Here is a 17,363-nt window from a genome sequence, read left to right on the forward strand (position 1 = left end):
CCACCTTTTTTATACTTCTTCTATTTTTAAGCAACTCAAAAATGCCTGTACGGGGTCTTCTGTATTTCCTGAGATTAACTGTTTATGCATACTCAGGTGTTGCATCATTTGAATATGTGCGGTTTCGTAATCCATCAATCGTTCAATTTCTGCTGCCAAATGCTGTGGTGTGGCATCTGCCTGAATCAGTTCCTCAATCACTTTTTTGCCTGCGATAATATTCGGCAATGAGTAATAAGGAATTTTAACCAGAAACTTGGCAATAATATAAGTCAGCCAGTTCAGTTTATAGAACGTCACCATTGGACGATGCAACAACATGGCCTCAAGCGTCGCCGTACCAGAGGCAAGTGCCACAATATCGCTGGCATTCATCACCATACGACCAATTTTGGATTCTGCATCAGTATTTTCCAGAATATGGATTTTTACCTTTAGTTCGGTATCCATATTCTGAATTCCTTGCTCAATCTGCTGCTTACGTGCGTCATTAATTGCAGGGATTAAAAACTCAAGATCGGGATATTTCTTATGCAAAATTTCGGCTGTACCGATTAATAAAGGCAGTAAACGCTCGATTTCACCCCGACGGCTACCAGGGAGTAAAGCAATATGGGTTTTATGGGCAGACAGTCCAAGCTGGTGTTTTGCTTCGGTAATTGGATTTTTTAAGGGCAATTGCTTTGCCAGTGGATGCCCGACAAATGCCGCAGGGACATCATAGTTTTGATAAAAGGTTTTTTCAAAGGGAAATAAGCACAGTACTAAATCAATACTTTGTTTAATGCCATGTACCCGTCCTTGCCGCCATGCCCAGACCGATGGGCTGACATACTGAACGGTTTTAATGGGTAGACTGTTTTCCTTGATGCTTTTAGATAAACGTAAATTAAAATCAGGTGCATCAATCCCAATAAAAATATCGACTGGATGTTCAGTCCAGCGCTCAACCAGACCATCGCGGACTGCAAATAATTTTTTCAGGTCCTTTAATACTTCAACAATCCCCATGACGGATAGAATTTCCATTGGGTAATAACTATGGAAACCCTCAGCAATCATTTGTGGACCACCAATCCCCTCAAATTCAGCATCAATTCCTTGTTCGCGAAAACTACGCATGAGCTTTGCCCCTAAAGTGTCTCCAGAGACTTCACCCACAACAATGCCAATTTTTAGTTTTTGCTTTAACAAGACCTAAGCCCCTTGCCAGTATTTAAAAGTATTCTAACAAAATGATTTTACACCGAATCATAAAAAATCATCTAATTTGTTGATGTGCAGTAAAAATTGCGTCTCATCTAAGATAGCATTAAATAATCCTTATACCATCTGGATTTGCGATAAAGGAATAATTGCTTGAACTTTACTTAAATAATATTATTAACAATAATCATTTTCATCTTTTATTTCTTCTCGGCTTAGTGTTTTATGACTGTTTATGGCTAAATCCACCACCCCAACTTTTGTCTATCGACTCAGTATTTTTTATCTTTTTGCTTTCACATTCATACTGGGTGAACCGTACCGGGTTTGTCGGAGACTTTTTTATTTAAGTTAGGCCACCTGACCTAACGGATTAATCTTATCATAGTAGATTGCTTCAAACTCAAAATCGGTGAATTACTTAGCTGATGATCCTGTAATTCAATAATTTCTGCATCCAGCTGTTCCAGCTCTTCATGATGATGGGTCACATAAATCATCGGCACCTGTATTTCATCACGGATGCGAGTAAAAAATGGCAGGATCTGCTGTTTCAGTTTGGTATCTAGGCCAGTCAATGGCTCATCCAAGAGCAGTAATTTAGGACTGGACAACAGCGCCCGCCCGATCGAAATACGCTGTGCTTCCCCACCCGATAATTGCTGAACCCGACGCTGCAATAGATGATCAATTTCCAGTAATTCGGCAATCTCTTTTAATTGGAATTTCTCCTGTTCCAATTTGCCCCATTTTTTGGCATAAAGCAGGTTCTGTTCAACATTCATATGTGGAAACAGCATCGCCTGCTGAAATATCAAAGCGATTTTACGCTGATGGACTGGAATATGAATTTTCTGATTTGTATCAGTCAGGATCTGTTTATTTAAATGAATATAGCCAGATCGTGGTTGATAGAGTCCAAGGAGTAATTTAAGAAAAGTAGTTTTGCCTACTCCCGAAGGTCCAACAATTCCCAGGACAGAATTCTGCATCTGGACTGCTGCATCTAAACTAAAGGCATCCTTTTGATAATGAAACTCACATTGCAGCATTAGCGCTCCTGAATTTTCTGCTGATATTTTTGCATAATCCAGTAATTCGCCAATAATGCTGCAAAAGCCAGACCTAAAGATAAAAGCATTAGTCGTAAAGCCATCTGTTCGCCATCAGGTTGCTGTAATAGGGAATAGATCGCAATCGGAATAGTGCGGGTTTCGTCAGGAATATTGCCAACAAAGGTGATGGTGGCACCAAACTCGCCAAGACTGCGGCTAAAACAGAGAATACCGCCAATCAGAATACCAGGCAACGCCAGCGGTAAGCTGATACTGCAAAAAACTTTATAGGGCTGAACACTCAAAGAATTTGCTACCTGTTCCAGCTGCGGATTAATCATCTGAAATGACACCCGGATCGGTTGCACCATTAAGGGGAAAGCCACAATCATGGCAGCCAGCACTGCACCTTTCCAGTTAAAAGCCAGCTGAATGCCCCACTGCTGCAACCATTGTCCAATCCAACCATTGCCACCAAAGACGATCAATAATAAATAGCCCAATACCACAGGTGGTAAAACCATCGGCAGGTGTAAGAGGGCTTCCACCACATATTTCAGGCGAAACTCATAACGTGCCAGAATCCATGCCAATAAAATGGCAAACGGTAAACTGATCGCTGTGGCAAAACCTGCAACTTTTGCTGACAGATACAATGCACTGAGTTCCTCTGGTGTCAGCATACTGGAACCATCCTAGAGTTTAAAACCATAGTGCTGATAAATCTTTTTCGCCTCGGTATGCTGACTCATAAAATGCATGAAATTGACTGCATCGGCATTTTTACTGCCCTGCTCAGTCAAGGCAATTGGATAGACAATCGGGCTATGCGTATGAGCTGGAAAGACCCCAGCAATTTTCACTTTTTTACTCTGTAACGCATCGGTCTTATACACCATCCCAGCCTGACATTCACCACGTTCCACAAAAGCCAAGGCCGAACGAACACTATCTGTTTCGACAATGCGGCCTTGCAGACCCTTTAACCATTTCAGATTGGTTAGACTCTGTTTGGCATATTTACCGACAGGCACAGATTCCATTTGTCCGGTACATACATACCCCTGAAAGGACTGGGCAAAATTAAATTGAGAACTGGCCTGAAAGCTTTGCTGACGCTGTAGAGGAATGATTAATACCAGTTCATTGGTTAATAAGGGCTTTACTTGAGATCTAGCTATTTTTTGTTTTTTTACCAGATAGTTCATCCAGTCCTGATCGGCAGAGAAAAAAATATCAGCCGGTGCGCCAGTTTCAATTTGTCGGGCGAGCGATGAAGATGCTGCAAAGACCAGCACTACTTTGATTGAGGGATACTGTTTTTCATAACGTCTGGCAATCTCCGTCACCGCATTGCTCAGACTGGCGGCCGCATAAACTCGGACGGTACTTCCGGCCTGGACTGAACAGGACAGTAAAACTGCACTGAATAAGATCAATCCCTTTTTCATCGGTGACATATTCCTTAAATAAACAGACCTTGCAGGATCTGACCAGCCTGGATGCTTTGCGCTGCCGGAATACGGACAATACAATTGGCCTGCATCAGGTTACTCAGCATATGTGACTGTTGCTTCGGCAAGCTGGAAAGCTTTAGCATTCCCGAGTCAAAACTTAATGCCATACGCAAAAAACGTTCCCGGCTATCAACTTTCAAGTCATGACTTATTACTGCACTAAACCATTGCGGTAATTGCTTTTGACCTTGTACCGTACTGATTAAGGTTGATACATAGATCTGCATGGCTATATAGACTGCAGCCGGATTACCCGGCAGGCCGAGTAAATAACATGGATTTTGATCGGGTCGCTCAGATTTGGCGAAGAACATTGGCTTGCCAGGTTTCTGTTTGACTTTCCAGAATAACTGTTCAAAACCAATTTTCAGTGCTACCGGGCGGACAAAATCATAATCTCCTACCGATACACCACCAGTGGTCAAAATCAGATCATACTGGGTTCTCAACCTTTGAAATAGCGCGCTGACCGCCTGTTCGGTATCGGCAACATGCATGATCTCAACCTGCTGGTTTCTGGACTGGAACCAGGCTTGAATTAAAGGAGCATTGGCATCAAAAATTTTGCCGGAATTCAGGTCTTCCACAGTGTCAGCCACTTCATCCCCAGTAATCACCACTGCAATTTTAGGATAGCGATAAACTGAAACCTCCTGGATCCCTGCCATACTTAAGGCTGCAATTGTCCCAATACTGAGTTGCTGCCCCTGAACAGCCAGACATTGGTCCATACGAATTTCTTCACCCGCTTGACGAATATCAGCATCCAGTCGCAAGGCTTCAGTCAAGATAATGGTCGAGTCCCTGAGCTGTACAATTTCCTGTCGTGCCACCGTCGTGGTCTGCAACGGAATTTTCGCACCAGTAAAGATGCGTACTGCCTGACCTGGTTCAAGTATCAGATCAGCTCCCTGTCCAGCACGAATTTCCCCGATCAGCTCAAAACTACTTTCTGCTGGCATGTCGGTATCCATACAGATGGCATAACCGTCTACAGCACTTTGCGAAAATATAGGCAGCTGAGTTTTTGAGTAAATATCTTCGGCTACAAAACGGTTCAGTGCCTGACTTAAGGGCAGTGTTTCAACGCCTAGATGATCAGTATGATCTAGAATCATCTGCAGAGCCTGATCGACAGAAATTAGGCCGAGTTCACTGCCACAGGCGGAATGTGCTGTCGTTACAGCAGAGTTCATTGATAACCTCCTGCATGGGGAATATTTTTCTGTACATCAAACAGATGTACGAGTGCAGGTAAAATCGCCACTAAGGATTCTTTAGCCCCTTGGCGGCTACCTGGTAAGGTAAGGATCAGACTGTTTTCAATATAACCTGCGACCCCGCGGCTCAGTGCTGCGTAAGGTGTACGACGTTGACCAAAACTGCGTGCAGCTTCCATCAGTCCCGGAATTTCACGGGTTAGTAAGGGTTGAATAGTTTCCACTGTCAGATCTTTAGGGCCAAGTCCCGTACCACCCACTGTCAGAATTAATGAATATTCATTTTTTTGCTGTTCAATTAAAGCTTTTAGCTGTTCAGGGCTGTCCGAAATCACCTGATAGTGGATATAGCCAAAATTAGCTTCTTCCAGAACTTCCATCACATTCTGCCCAGCTGTGTCGGCTTTCTTGCCAGATGCCACGGTATCAGAAAGTACAATGACAGAGGCTGCTAAAGGTTCTTTCAGAACACGGGTGAAATGTGATTTTCCTCCCTTTTTTTGCCCCAGTTTAACCTGATCCAGACATAATTCTTCCGGCTCACAATGTGGTTTCAGCATATCGTAAAGGGTCAAACCTGTCAGACTGACTGCTGTCAGTGCTTCCATTTCCACACCCGTTGGACCAATCGTTTCCACTACCGCAGTAATCACTACATGGGCTTCTTCAAGCTCATATTCCACATCGGCCCGATAAATTGGCAGTGGATGACATAGAGGAATGAGTTCATCAGTACGTTTTGCGCCTAAAATCCCTGCGATCCGGGCGGTTTTTAGCGCATCACCTTTGTCGGTATTACCATTACGCAGTAATTCAATGCAGTGTGGCGGCGCATGCAGAATTCCGGTGGCAATAGCAGTGCGGTAACTCTCTGGTTTCATTCCGATATCTTTCATGGCTTATCCTTCTTGAATCTTTTCATTTTTTACTCAAACTTGAATTTATAGCGGCCATTGATAAACAGGAACATCTGGCTGGATCAGGTTCAAAGGCAATTTTTCAGATTTATGTGCATCAGTACAGTTATGCGTATGCACATGCTTTCTATGAGTGTGATGATCTGAACCCTGGTCACGACGAATGCAGCAACCTTCGACATATTGGCTACTGCCATCCATATAGAATTCTTCTTTCCAGACCGGTACTTCATGCTTGACTCGTTCCACGACTTTTTCGCAGGCTTGAAAAGCTTCCCGACGATGTGATGCATAGGCCATGGCAATAATGGCGATATCACCAATATCCAGTGAACCGATACGATGTACAACTCGGACATAGGACACGTCATATTCAGCCTGAATTTCCTGCTCGATCTGGCGAATCATCTTTTCAGCAACAGGTGCATAAGCGGTATATTTCAGTGCCTTAACCGCTTTACCTTCATGATGATTTCGTACTGTTCCGACAAAAATACCGATTCCCCCACATTCAGGAAAATATTGAATCCCATCAAATACGTCCTGTTGCAGCGGTGTGTCCTGAATACGGGCAAATTGTTTTAGTTGCATTTCAACCTCCTGCGACCGGTGACAGCAACACTAGAGTACTGTCCTGGGTTAACCGGGTCTGGCGAGAAATAATGTCTTCACCGATGGCACAGGCACAACGCTCTAACAACCTGAAAGCCTCTGGAAAGGAATGAATGACTTCATTGAGTACATCGGCAACCAGACTGTCTATCTGACATTGCACAGTTAAATCTTGAGGCAACTGACGTTCGATCGCACCGAAAGATTCGATTTTGATCATAATCGATGATTGAAGTTTTGTAGTCATATTAGCCTCCTATCATATGCATACTGATTTTTCGGAAATTTGAATGGGTTTTATGGGATGGATTGAACAGTTTTTGCTGAGCCTGAATGGCATGAAAGCCAGCAGCTTTATTCCAGATATAGGGTTGCAGCTGTTGTTGCAGCATGTATTCAGCTGATGCTAGGTGCTGTCTTAACTGTTGAATACTGTTTTTGAGTTTTAGACCTTGAGTTGAGAATAAGCAGTTAAATAATTCACCTTGAGCATTCAGTCGTAAACGGTCACAGTTACCACAGAATGAATTGGTAATCGTTGAAATAATGCCGATCGACATACCTTCAATGTAATAGCTTCGTGCTGGATTAGCCCCCTGATCTTGTCTGATCTTTACTTCAAATGCTTGTGCCAGGTGATCCAGAATGTCCTGCTCGCTAACCACATGATCACGTGACCAGTTCTGGTCGCCATCGAGTGGCATATACTCGATAAAACGCAATTCAACTTGTTCGCGTTTAGCCCAGTGTGCCAAAGACAGAATCTGGTCATCATTGATGCCTTTGATCAGCACCGTATTAATTTTGATTTGAAAGCCAGCCTGTTGGGCTGCTTGGATGCCTTCTAATACGGGTTGCAGTTTTTTTCCAGTTAATTGTTCAAATTGCTCTGCATCCAGACTATCCAGACTGATATTCAGGTCATCTAGTCCGGCCTGCTTTAATTCTGTTGCATATTGTTTGAGATAATGACCATTCGTAGTCATTGAAATACGTTTCAGGCCGCTTTTTTTTAGTTGTTGTAATTCGGCAATAAAATGCACCACACCTTGGCGCATTAAAGGTTCGCCACCAGTAATCCGGATCTGTTCAATACCACGGCGAACCATGAATTCACAAAAATGGTAGAGTTCTTCAAAGCTGAGTAAATTGTGTTTTTTCATCCATTCCGGATGTTCTGGCATGCAATAAACACATTTAAAATTACAGCGATCCGTCACAGAGATACGGAGCTTACGCTTATTACGTCCAAACTGATCCCGAAATACTGAGGCCTCAGCCTGCTGTAAAGAGTTGCTGTGATTCATTGCTTATTCCATCAGGGTCGATCATCAACTTTGTTTCTAGCCAAATTTTTGCTGACCGATGCCCTATTAAATTACTATTGCTCTAGTGTTGAAATGCAATAAGTGTTCCAACTTTGCGCAGAAATTGCGGCTTTTTAATATTTGAGTGCGATTTATTGGAGTTTAAGAAAAATAAGAGTTTTAAAAAGGTGTATTGCCCTGCTTTTAAGCACTACTCAATCAGCACTTAGAGAAAATGCAGTTGCTGATGCTGCTGCAACTCATCAAAGGAGTTAATGCTGTGAAAAAACAGTGCATGATTTTTAAATCGCGCCTTTTGCATGTGCATTTTCGCAAAACAATGTCTTAAGCTGCGCTGATTTTGTTCGAGATGCTGAACCAGTGTCGGCAAACTGCTTCGTTTAAGTAAGCAGAATGGATACAACGCTATATCATTTATTTCTACTACAGCCACTTCACAAAAAGGATCTCGCTGCATAGCCCGATATAATCCAGAAATAACCTTTTTTGGAATGTAAGTCACATCACACGGTACAAATAACACATAGTCAGACTGCACATGAGACCAGGCACTTTTCATGCCCATCAAAGGTCCTTGAAAGCCTGGTTCATCATCCTGAAAATAACGGATTGATGGAATAAGGCGTTCATAAATAGAGTGATCACGGTGGCTGTTGATCCAGACCTGACCAACGCGTGATCTGAGCTGCTGGTGAATCTTGATCAGTTGAATTTCATCATCAAACTTTTGCAGCAACTTGTTAATGCCATTCATCCGACGCGCCTGGCCACCGGCCAGGATGACTAAATCGGTGGGTGGATAATTCATATTCTTATGGATTCTTTTCATTATTCGGACTCCGTTTGGCAAGCTTTAATCAGGCCACGAATTTCAGGTAAGCAGGAACCGCAGTTGCCGCCGGCTTTTAGACATGCAGTCACCTGTTTTTCATTGGTGATATTTTTTTCTTTAATCGTCTGGATGATGCGGTTTTTACCGACTTTAAAACAGCTGCACACTAGCTCACCTTCACTCTTGCTCATTGAGATCGCCTGACCAGCTAACAACGCTTTACGGTGCATGGCACTGAGTCGTTCACGCTGAAATAGCCCCGATAACCACTCGCGATCTGGCAACAGCTCTTTTGGGGCGATATACAGGCTGGCAATCAGCTTGCCGTCCTGCAACACTACGCTATGACTGATATGTGCAGTCTGGTCATCCAGATTCAGCCATTCAAAATCTTCTTCAGTAAATGGCAACAGGCTTTTCAGCTGCTCGGTCGTGGTGCTAAATTTCTGACGATCCGCAATTTCATAACGCGTTGCTCGGACCGCTTTGACCTTGGTCCACCAGATGCTCTTGTCAATAAATGACTGCACATAACTTTCAAAACCTTCACGTACATATAGCACGCCCTGCCACTGGGTATGGAATGGCTGGATCAACACTGGCGTATGCTTAAACTCAGGCTCGCCAGAAATGGCATCGACCACTGGATTCACCAGCTTGCCGATACGTGCATCGGATGCCACCTGATCATTCCAATGGATTGGTGCAAAGACCTGACCACGACGGATATTGTCACTAACCTGAGCACGTAAAATACATTGTCCCCATTCAGAACGAACTTCGACCAGCTCACCATCCTGAATCCCGTATTTCAGTGCATCATTCGGATGAATTTCACAATACGGTTCGGCACGATGTGTACTGAGATTGGCAGATAATCCAGTGCGGCTCATAGTATGCCATTGGTCACGAATCCGGCCGGTATTCAGAATTAAAGGATATTCACTGGAAACCTGATTGACCGGATCAATCGCAGTTGTAGCAATAAACTTGGCTTTACCATCAGCATGACTGAACTGGCCTTGGGCAAATAATCGGGCTACAGATTTAACAGGTTGCTGTTTATCCCAAACTGGCCATTGTACTGGTTCTAGCTTGTCATATTCTTGTGCGGTTAAATTACTCAAGCCTTGAAGATTAAAATAACGAAAATATGGGGTTTCTAGACGTTGGGAAATTTCTACATTCTGATAAGCAGAGAGCTCGGCATGCTCTTTAAAAATTTCATGGCTATTGTGAAAATCAAACCCTCTGAAGCCCATTTGCTTCGCCACCTGTGCAATCGCCCACCAGTCGGCTTTGGCTTCACCCGGCGCATCTAAAAAGGCGTGTTGCCTTGAAATACGGCGTTCCGAATTGGTGACGGTTCCATCTTTTTCGCCCCAGCCTAAAGCTGGAAGTAATACATCAGCATATTGAGTAGTATCCGTATCCTGACAGATATCAGAGACCACTACGAATTCACATTTATCTAGAGCACGCTTCACTTGATCCGCATCGGGCAAGCTGACGACCGGATTAGTGGCCATGATCCAGATGGCTTTGATCTTGCCGCTTTCAACCGCCTGGAATAGATCAACTGCCTTGAAACCCGCTTGCTTGGCAATATATGGACTTTGCCAGAAGTTTTGCACTAGCTGTTGATGCTCCAGATTTTCTAAATCCAGATGTGCGGCCAGCATATTGGCCAGACCACCGACTTCACGTCCACCCATCGCATTTGGCTGGCCAGTCATAGAGAATGGGGCTGCACCGAGCTTACCAATTTTACCCGTGAGCAAATGGCAGTTAATAATACTGTTGGCTTTATCTACGCCACGGGAGGATTGGTTTACACCCATGGAGAACAACGTCATGACTTTGTCAGTCTGGGCAAATTTTTCAAAGAATTGACTCAGCTTAGCAGTTGAAATACCGGTGCGTGCCGCAACATCTTTAATCGAAGCTTCCGCAGTACTGCTGGCAAAGGCCTGTTCCAGCCCTTGGGTATGTGCAGCAACAAATTCCTGATCTACATCACCATGCTGATATAAGTACTGTAATAGGCCATTAAATAGTGCAACGTCTTGCCCCGGCAGAATAGGCAAATGCAGATCTGCTGCTTCACAGGTACTGGTAAAACGCGGATCAATCACGACCACGAACAGGTCACGCTGTTCCCTGGCTTTCATGATGCGCTGGTAGAGCACCGGATGACACCATACAGTATTGGAACCCACTAGTACCACCATGTCAGTATATTCAAAATCTTCATAACTGGCTGGAACCAGATCTTCACCAAAGGCACGCTTATGTGCAGCTACAGCGGAAGACATACATAGACGTGAATTGGTATCAATATTTGCCGTGCCGAGATAGCCTTTGACGAACTTATTGACCACATAATAGTCTTCAGTCAGCAGCTGACCCGAGACATAAAAGGCAATGCTGTCACGGCCATACTGCTCAATGTATTGCTGGAATTTATGGGCAATCGTTGAAGTTGCAGTATTCCAATCAGTAACTTCACGCTGGTCTTTACGGCCTAACATTGGATGCAATAAACGGGTTTCCAAGCCTAAAGTATCGGCCAGATTACTGCCTTTGATGCACAATTTTCCGTAATTCGAAGGATGTTTGACATCACCTTCAACAGTCACTTTCGGACCTGATGTGGTCGGCGTTACATGTGCAGTCACACCACAACCCACGCCGCAATATGGGCATGTGGTCTGTGTGGTTTTAGTTTTTAATTCTGTGGAGCTTTCAATTTCCACAACGGGAATACTGTTCATGCATGCTCCTTAGGAGTTGAAACACAATTTAATTTTTTTCAAAAAATGTTCATTACAACGATGTCTTTTCAATGCAACTCATTTATTTGGATCAACCTTCGGTTCAACCTACTTTTCTTTTGGGAAAGTAGGCAAAACCTGAGCCACACTGTGGCGTAAGATCCGCAAAACTCGCCCTCATCCGGCATGTATCAAAAAGGTCGCAGAAACATTCATTCCCATATTTTGTACTGGCTCAAACAGTTGCGGATGACGTTTCCGCGGATCTTGGTTTCACCATGACAAATTGATTTTTTAACCTGCTTTCTTTAATGCAAAATCCCGACCAAATAGCAGTTTATTTCGAATCGAAGTGATTGGTGTCTGATCTGTAATTAGCTCAGCATACCAAGCACCATCCTCAGTATCACCAAACAGCACGGCACCAATTACTCTATCTTTTTGAATAATAATGCGTTTATAGATCTGACGTTTCTCATCATTTAGCACGATATCTTCAAAATCCTCTTTTGGCTCGAAATCACCTGCCGAAAATACATCACAGCCACTTACTTTCAGCTGAGTCGGAACAGTTGGCGCTTTGAACGTCAGACTGCCATGCTCGGCCAAATGTGATGCACAAATAAACGCCTGGCCCCAAAGTGGTTCAACCAGACCAAAAGTTTGACCTCGATGTTCAATACATTCACCCACCGCATAAATACTTGGGTCAAAAGTCTGCATGGTGTCATTCACTAATACACCACGGTTACAACGTAAGCCTGCGCTTTGTGCTAAAGTCATGTTTGGACGGATCCCCACGGCAAACACCACCAGATCAGCATCCAGCACAGTCCCGTTTTTGAGTTTGACTTGAGTCACATGACCCTCTTCACCAATCAAGCCTTCGGTATTCGCTGCAGTCAGAATCGTGATACCTTTCTGCTCAATCGCTGTTTTCAGCATCTGGCTGGCTTTACTGTCCAGCTGGCGATCCATAATGCGATCCATCAGATGCAATACTGTGACATTCATGCCTTGCTGTTTTAGTCCATACGCTGCTTCCAGACCTAAAAGTCCTCCGCCAATGACTACGGCATTTTTCCAGGTCTTGCAGTAATCCAGCATGCTGTTGACATCATAAATATCACGGAAGCTCAGTACACCTTTTAAATCACTCCCTGGAATCGGTGGAACAAATGGTTTGGAACCAGTCGCCAGAATCAGGCGATCATAACTGATCACTTCGCCCTTTTCGGTATATACGTGTTTACGAGGACGGTCGATGCGAACTGCCAGATCACCGGCAAACAGACGGATGCCTTTGTCAGCATACCAGGCATGTGGATGCAGCATGATGTCATCAATAGTTTTCTCACCCGAAAGTACTGGTGATAGCATAATACGGTTGTAGTTACCCCACGGTTCTTCACCAATCACAGTAATTTCATAACGGTCAGGTGCCATATCCAGCAGGTCTTCCAAACAACGCATACCAGCCAGGCCATTACCCACCAAAACCAGCTTCATCTTTTCCTGAGAAATGCCATTATTGGTGATATAGGTTTTTTGAGGGGTCGGACTGATCCAGACTTTGCCATTTTCAATCTTGCTCGGAAATACCAGCAGCTTTTGGTCTTTATCTTCCAGACAGCGTCCGGTTGCCAGACTGAAATGCTGCTTGTAAATCGGTGAAGCGACGACGCGTTCCCCTTGCAGATCACCCAGAATCCCGCGTGACATTACAAATGCTTTACTAAATGGATCCTGGTTACTTAAGGCATAAACACGCTTTTCATGTCCTACACGGAACAAAGCAATTTGCTGATTTTCAATTAATGCACCTACACCGGTATTCGGGGTAATATCATCCAGTGCACACACTTCCACCCAATTCAGTTCATTCATATCTTTTAAAATGGTCATCTTCATTCTTCCTTATGCTTTGAATCAGGCTTCAACTACTGGAATACGTGTGATATCACGTTCAGCTTCAGTTTTCGGACGGATCTGGCCGCGTACTTCAGTAAATTGAACATGAGGATCATTTTGCAGTTCAGCTTTGGCATTAATAAAGGTTTTAAAGCGTTTACGAACTTGAGGATCTTCAATCGCAGTACGCCATTCGTCCTGATAAGTACCCACCACACGCTGCATACGGTGTTCCAGTTCAGCGGCCAGACCAAGCGAGTCATTCACGATGACATCTTTCAGATAATCCAGGCCACCTTCGAGGTTGTCACGCCATACCGATGTACGTTGCAGACGATCTGCAGTCTGGATATAGAACATGAAGAAACGGTCGATATAGCGGATCAGGGTTTGAGTATCTAGGTCAGATGCCAGTAGTTCCGCGTGGCGGGGTTTCATACCGCCGTTACCGCAAACATACAGGTTCCAGCCTTTTTCAGTGGCAATCACGCCCACGTCTTTGCTTTGTGCTTCGGCACATTCACGGGTACAGCCAGACACAGCCATTTTCAGTTTGTGTGGAGAACGCAGGCCTTTATAACGGTTTTCCAGGAAGATCGCCAAGCCAACCGAGTCATCTACGCCATAACGGCACCAGGTGCTACCGACACAAGATTTCACGGTACGTAAGGATTTACCGTAAGCATGACCTGATTCAAAACCGGCATTGATCAATTTTTCCCAGATTTCAGGCAATTGATGCACTTGTGCACCAAACATATCGACACGTTGACCGCCTGTCAGTTTGGTATATAGGCCATATTCTTTAGCAATCTGACCAATCGCAATCAGGCCATCAGGCGTAACTTCACCACCCGCCATACGTGGCACTACTGAGTAAGAACCATCTTTCTGGATATTGCCCAGGTAGTAGTCATTACTGTCCTGCAAGCCAGCATGGCTTGGTTTTAAGACGAAATCATTCCAGCAAGATGCGAGAATATTCGCTACTGTTGGTTTACAGATGTCACAGCCCAGCCCATGCCCATGTTGATGAATCAGGTCATCAAACGTTTTGATTTCATTAACCCGAACTAGGTGATACAGCTCTTGACGTGAGTAAGCAAAATGTTCACACAAATGGTTATTTACCGTTACGCCTTGGCGTTGCAACTCGGACTTCAATACTTGAGTGACGAGTGGCGCACAGCCACCACAGGCGGTTGCTGCTTTGGTGCATTTTTTCAGAGCGCCGAGTGAAGTTGAACCATCAGCAATCGCAGAGCAGATATCTGCTTTAGACACGTTATTACATGAACAGATGGTTGCACTGTCTGGAAGTAGATCTACACCGCTACCACCTGCTTTAGCAGTCGCCTGATCGAAGCCTGGCATAATCAGGCTTTCAGGATTCTCAGGTACAGCCAGCCCATTCAGCATCATTTGCAGCAGGTCGTTATATTCTTTGGCACAACCGACCAGCACTGCACCAAGCAGTTTAGTTTTTTCTGCGTTTACGACAATTTTCTTGTAAATCTGTGTTGCTTCATCGGCGTAGAAGTAGCTTAGTGAACCTGGTGTCATGGCATGTGCATCGCCCACCGAAGCAACATCTACACCCATCAGTTTCAGCTTGGTGCTCATGTCTGCGCCAGCAAATGCGGCACATTCTTCTTGTAGTACATGCTTTGCAGCGATACGTGCCATGTCATAGCCTGGAGCCACCAGACCAAAAATCTTGTTATTCCAGAGTGCACATTCACCAATCGCGTAAATATCTGGATGAGAAGTCTGACAATAATCATTGATCATGATTCCGCCACGTTCACCAATGGCCAGCCCGCTTTGACGTGCCAATTCATCACGTGGACGAATCCCTGCAGAGAACAGGATAATATCGGTTTCCAGTTCCGCACCATCACCAAACTTCATCACATGTTTGGCATTGGCACCGTCTTCAATAGATGAGGTTGCTTTTTGGGTATGAACTTTAACACCCAGATTTTCAATTTTTGAGCGTAAAACTTTTCCGCCAAGATCATCAATCTGGACTGCCATCAGACGTGGCGCAAATTCAACCACATGTGTTTCCAGATTTAGATCACGCAGGGCTTTAGCTGCTTCCAGACCCAACAGACCACCACCGATTACCACACCAGTTTTTGCATTTAAACTCGCTGCACGAATGGCATCCAGGTCTTCAATCGTACGGTAAACAAAACAATTTTCACGGTCATTCCCCGGGATTGGCGGAACAAAAGCATAGGAACCTGTTGCCAGAATCAGCTTGTCATAAGTTAACTCTTCACCATGCTGGGTAGTCACAGTACGAGTGTGCTGATTTATTGAAACTGCTTTAGTGCCCAAGCGCAGGTCGATCCCATATGCATCCGCAAAGTCGCTACGGCAAAGGGTCAAGTCTTTTGCTGATTTTCCACTGAAATATTCAGTTAAATGAACACGGTCATATGCCAAACGTGGTTCTTCAGCCAGAATAGTGATTTCAACCTCATCGCCCGCCTGTTCAAGTACAGATTCGATAAATTTGTGGCCCACCATGCCATGACCAATCATGATAATTTTCATATGTTTACTTCCTACTAATTTTAAAATATCTGGTCTTAATTTTGCGCTTCAGCAAGGTTGCGATCCTGGATCGCCTGTTCAAACAGACGCTGTTCTTTTTCCTTATGCTCAACCGAGAAACGGATCATCAATACACAGCTCGCAGCAATCACTACCAGCCCACCCAGCACCATTAATGTGGTCTGGATATCCAGCATGCCTTTTAATAAGAAGCCCGCTGCAACTGCGCCTACGTTACCGCCTGCACCGATAATGCCCGCCACGCCACCCAGTGCATCACGATCAATAAATGGCACCAGCGCATAGGTCGCACCGCAGGCCATGTGGGTAAACAGGGCAAATACCGTCATGGTCAGGATTGCCAGCATTGCACTGTTCATTTGTGAGAACACCACCAGGAACACACCTTCCAGCAGGATCATCAGAAACAATACTTTGGTACGGCCATCCAGACCTTTGCTTAGTGCGATTCTGTCAGATACGATGCCGCCCAGGGCGCGTGCAAATAACGCCAGCAAACCAAAGATCCCCGCAGCCATACCCGCTTCTTTCAGGCCAAACTCGAAGTTTTCTACGTAGTACATTGCCACGATGTTATGAATGAAGATTTCGATACCGAAACAGGCAGCATAGGCACCAAACAGGATCCAGACGCGGTAGTTTTTCGCTGCATGCATCAGAATCGCCATGCCGCCTTTTTTATCGCTGCCGACACTGACGCCTTGGGCACGTAATTCACTAAAGTTGCCTTGCGGACAGTCTTGAGTCAGTTTCCAGTACAGGAAGCCTACTATCACCATCATCATGCCTGGCACAATCAATGCAATTCTCCAGCCCATTGCCTGTTCAACACCGAACATCACCAGGGCAGCCAGCATTAATGGCATCAATACCTGCGTGGCGCCACCACCTGCATTGCCCCAGCCTGCAGTTGTCGCATTTGCCGTACCTACGACATTTGGTGCAAACATGATGCTGGTGTGATATTGGGTAATCACGAAGCTGGCACCAATGGCACCAATCAATAAGCGGAAGAACAGGAAGGATTCGTAGCTATTAGAAGCTGCGACACCAAAGACAGGAATACTGCCGATGATCAGTAATGCAGAATAGGTTTTACGTGGACCGTATTTATCACATAAAGGCCCCACAATCAGACGAACCAGAATAGTGATAGCAACCGCAGCAATATTGATATTGGCGATTTGTACTTTGGTCAGATTGAATTCACCCGCAATGACCGGCATCAGCGGCGCACAGGCAAACCAAGCGAAGAAACAGACAAAGAATGCTAGCCAGCTCATGTGGAAGGCACGCATCGCTGCGCTGGAAAAACTGAATAGACTTATTTTTGTTGCTTTTTGAGCTTGTAAATTTGAAGACATGACCATCTTCCTCCAGAACTGAACGTTATAAATATCCTAGC

General features: G+C 44.7%; 14 protein-coding genes. All 14 read right to left on the bottom strand.

Annotated elements, in window-relative coordinates:
* Positions 1-9: 9 nt before the first annotated feature.
* Positions 10-1,194, bottom strand: coding sequence for a lipid-A-disaccharide synthase (gene lpxB, locus B4H32_RS10585; protein ID WP_286802999.1), 1,185 nt, complete (start codon positions 1,192-1,194; stop codon positions 10-12).
* Between the two features lie 377 nt (positions 1,195-1,571).
* Positions 1,572-2,258, bottom strand: a complete 687-nt coding sequence (locus tag B4H32_RS10590) for an ATP-binding cassette domain-containing protein (RefSeq protein ID WP_004681995.1) — start codon at positions 2,256-2,258, stop codon at positions 1,572-1,574.
* Entirely contained in the window at positions 2,258-2,944 is a 687-nt protein-coding gene (gene modB / locus B4H32_RS10595; protein ID WP_004681997.1) for a molybdate ABC transporter permease subunit, read from the bottom strand. The genes B4H32_RS10590 and modB overlap by 1 nt, the downstream gene beginning before the upstream one ends.
* Positions 2,945-2,956: 12 nt before the next feature.
* On the bottom strand, positions 2,957-3,712 hold the full coding sequence (gene modA, locus B4H32_RS10600; RefSeq protein WP_004681998.1) for a molybdate ABC transporter substrate-binding protein: 756 nt from the start codon (positions 3,710-3,712) through the stop codon (positions 2,957-2,959).
* Positions 3,713-3,726: 14 nt separating this feature from the next.
* Positions 3,727-4,974 (bottom strand): molybdopterin molybdotransferase MoeA, encoded by a 1,248-nt coding sequence (locus B4H32_RS10605; protein ID WP_004681999.1) that lies wholly within the window; start codon positions 4,972-4,974, stop codon positions 3,727-3,729.
* A complete protein-coding gene (moaCB, locus tag B4H32_RS10610) occupies positions 4,971-5,894 on the bottom strand; it encodes a bifunctional molybdenum cofactor biosynthesis protein MoaC/MoaB (protein WP_286803002.1) in 924 nt (307 codons plus the stop codon). Before moaCB ends, B4H32_RS10605 begins: the two co-directional genes overlap by 4 nt.
* 45 nt (positions 5,895-5,939) lie before the next feature.
* A complete protein-coding gene (locus B4H32_RS10615) occupies positions 5,940-6,506 on the bottom strand; it encodes a molybdenum cofactor biosynthesis protein MoaE (protein ID WP_004760079.1) in 567 nt (188 codons plus the stop codon).
* Position 6,507: 1 nt separating this feature from the next.
* Entirely contained in the window at positions 6,508-6,774 is a 267-nt protein-coding gene (locus B4H32_RS10620; protein ID WP_004682006.1) for a MoaD/ThiS family protein, read from the bottom strand.
* Position 6,775: 1 nt separating this feature from the next.
* Entirely contained in the window at positions 6,776-7,834 is a 1,059-nt protein-coding gene (gene moaA, locus B4H32_RS10625; protein WP_004682007.1) for a GTP 3',8-cyclase MoaA, read from the bottom strand.
* Between the two features lie 226 nt (positions 7,835-8,060).
* Positions 8,061-8,684: a molybdenum cofactor guanylyltransferase gene (mobA, locus tag B4H32_RS10630; protein ID WP_004760082.1), complete on the bottom strand. Its 624-nt coding sequence runs from the start codon at positions 8,682-8,684 to the stop codon at positions 8,061-8,063.
* Entirely contained in the window at positions 8,684-11,461 is a 2,778-nt protein-coding gene (locus tag B4H32_RS10635; RefSeq protein ID WP_286803004.1) for a nitrate reductase, read from the bottom strand. The genes mobA and B4H32_RS10635 overlap by 1 nt, the downstream gene beginning before the upstream one ends.
* Before the next feature lie 294 nt (positions 11,462-11,755).
* Positions 11,756-13,366, bottom strand: a complete 1,611-nt coding sequence (nirD, locus tag B4H32_RS10640) for a nitrite reductase small subunit NirD (protein WP_286803005.1) — start codon at positions 13,364-13,366, stop codon at positions 11,756-11,758.
* 24 nt (positions 13,367-13,390) lie between these two features.
* Positions 13,391-15,937 carry a nitrite reductase large subunit NirB gene (nirB, locus tag B4H32_RS10645; RefSeq protein WP_004758042.1) on the bottom strand — a complete coding sequence of 849 codons (2,547 nt, stop codon included), beginning with the start codon at positions 15,935-15,937 and terminating at the stop codon, positions 13,391-13,393.
* Between the two features lie 35 nt (positions 15,938-15,972).
* Positions 15,973-17,322 carry an MFS transporter gene (locus tag B4H32_RS10650; protein ID WP_004682014.1) on the bottom strand — a complete coding sequence of 450 codons (1,350 nt, stop codon included), beginning with the start codon at positions 17,320-17,322 and terminating at the stop codon, positions 15,973-15,975.
* Positions 17,323-17,363 lie beyond the last annotated feature (41 nt).

Source organism: Acinetobacter sp. UBA2063 (assembly GCF_002333245.1).
Lineage (GTDB): Bacteria > Pseudomonadota > Gammaproteobacteria > Pseudomonadales > Moraxellaceae > Acinetobacter > Acinetobacter parvus.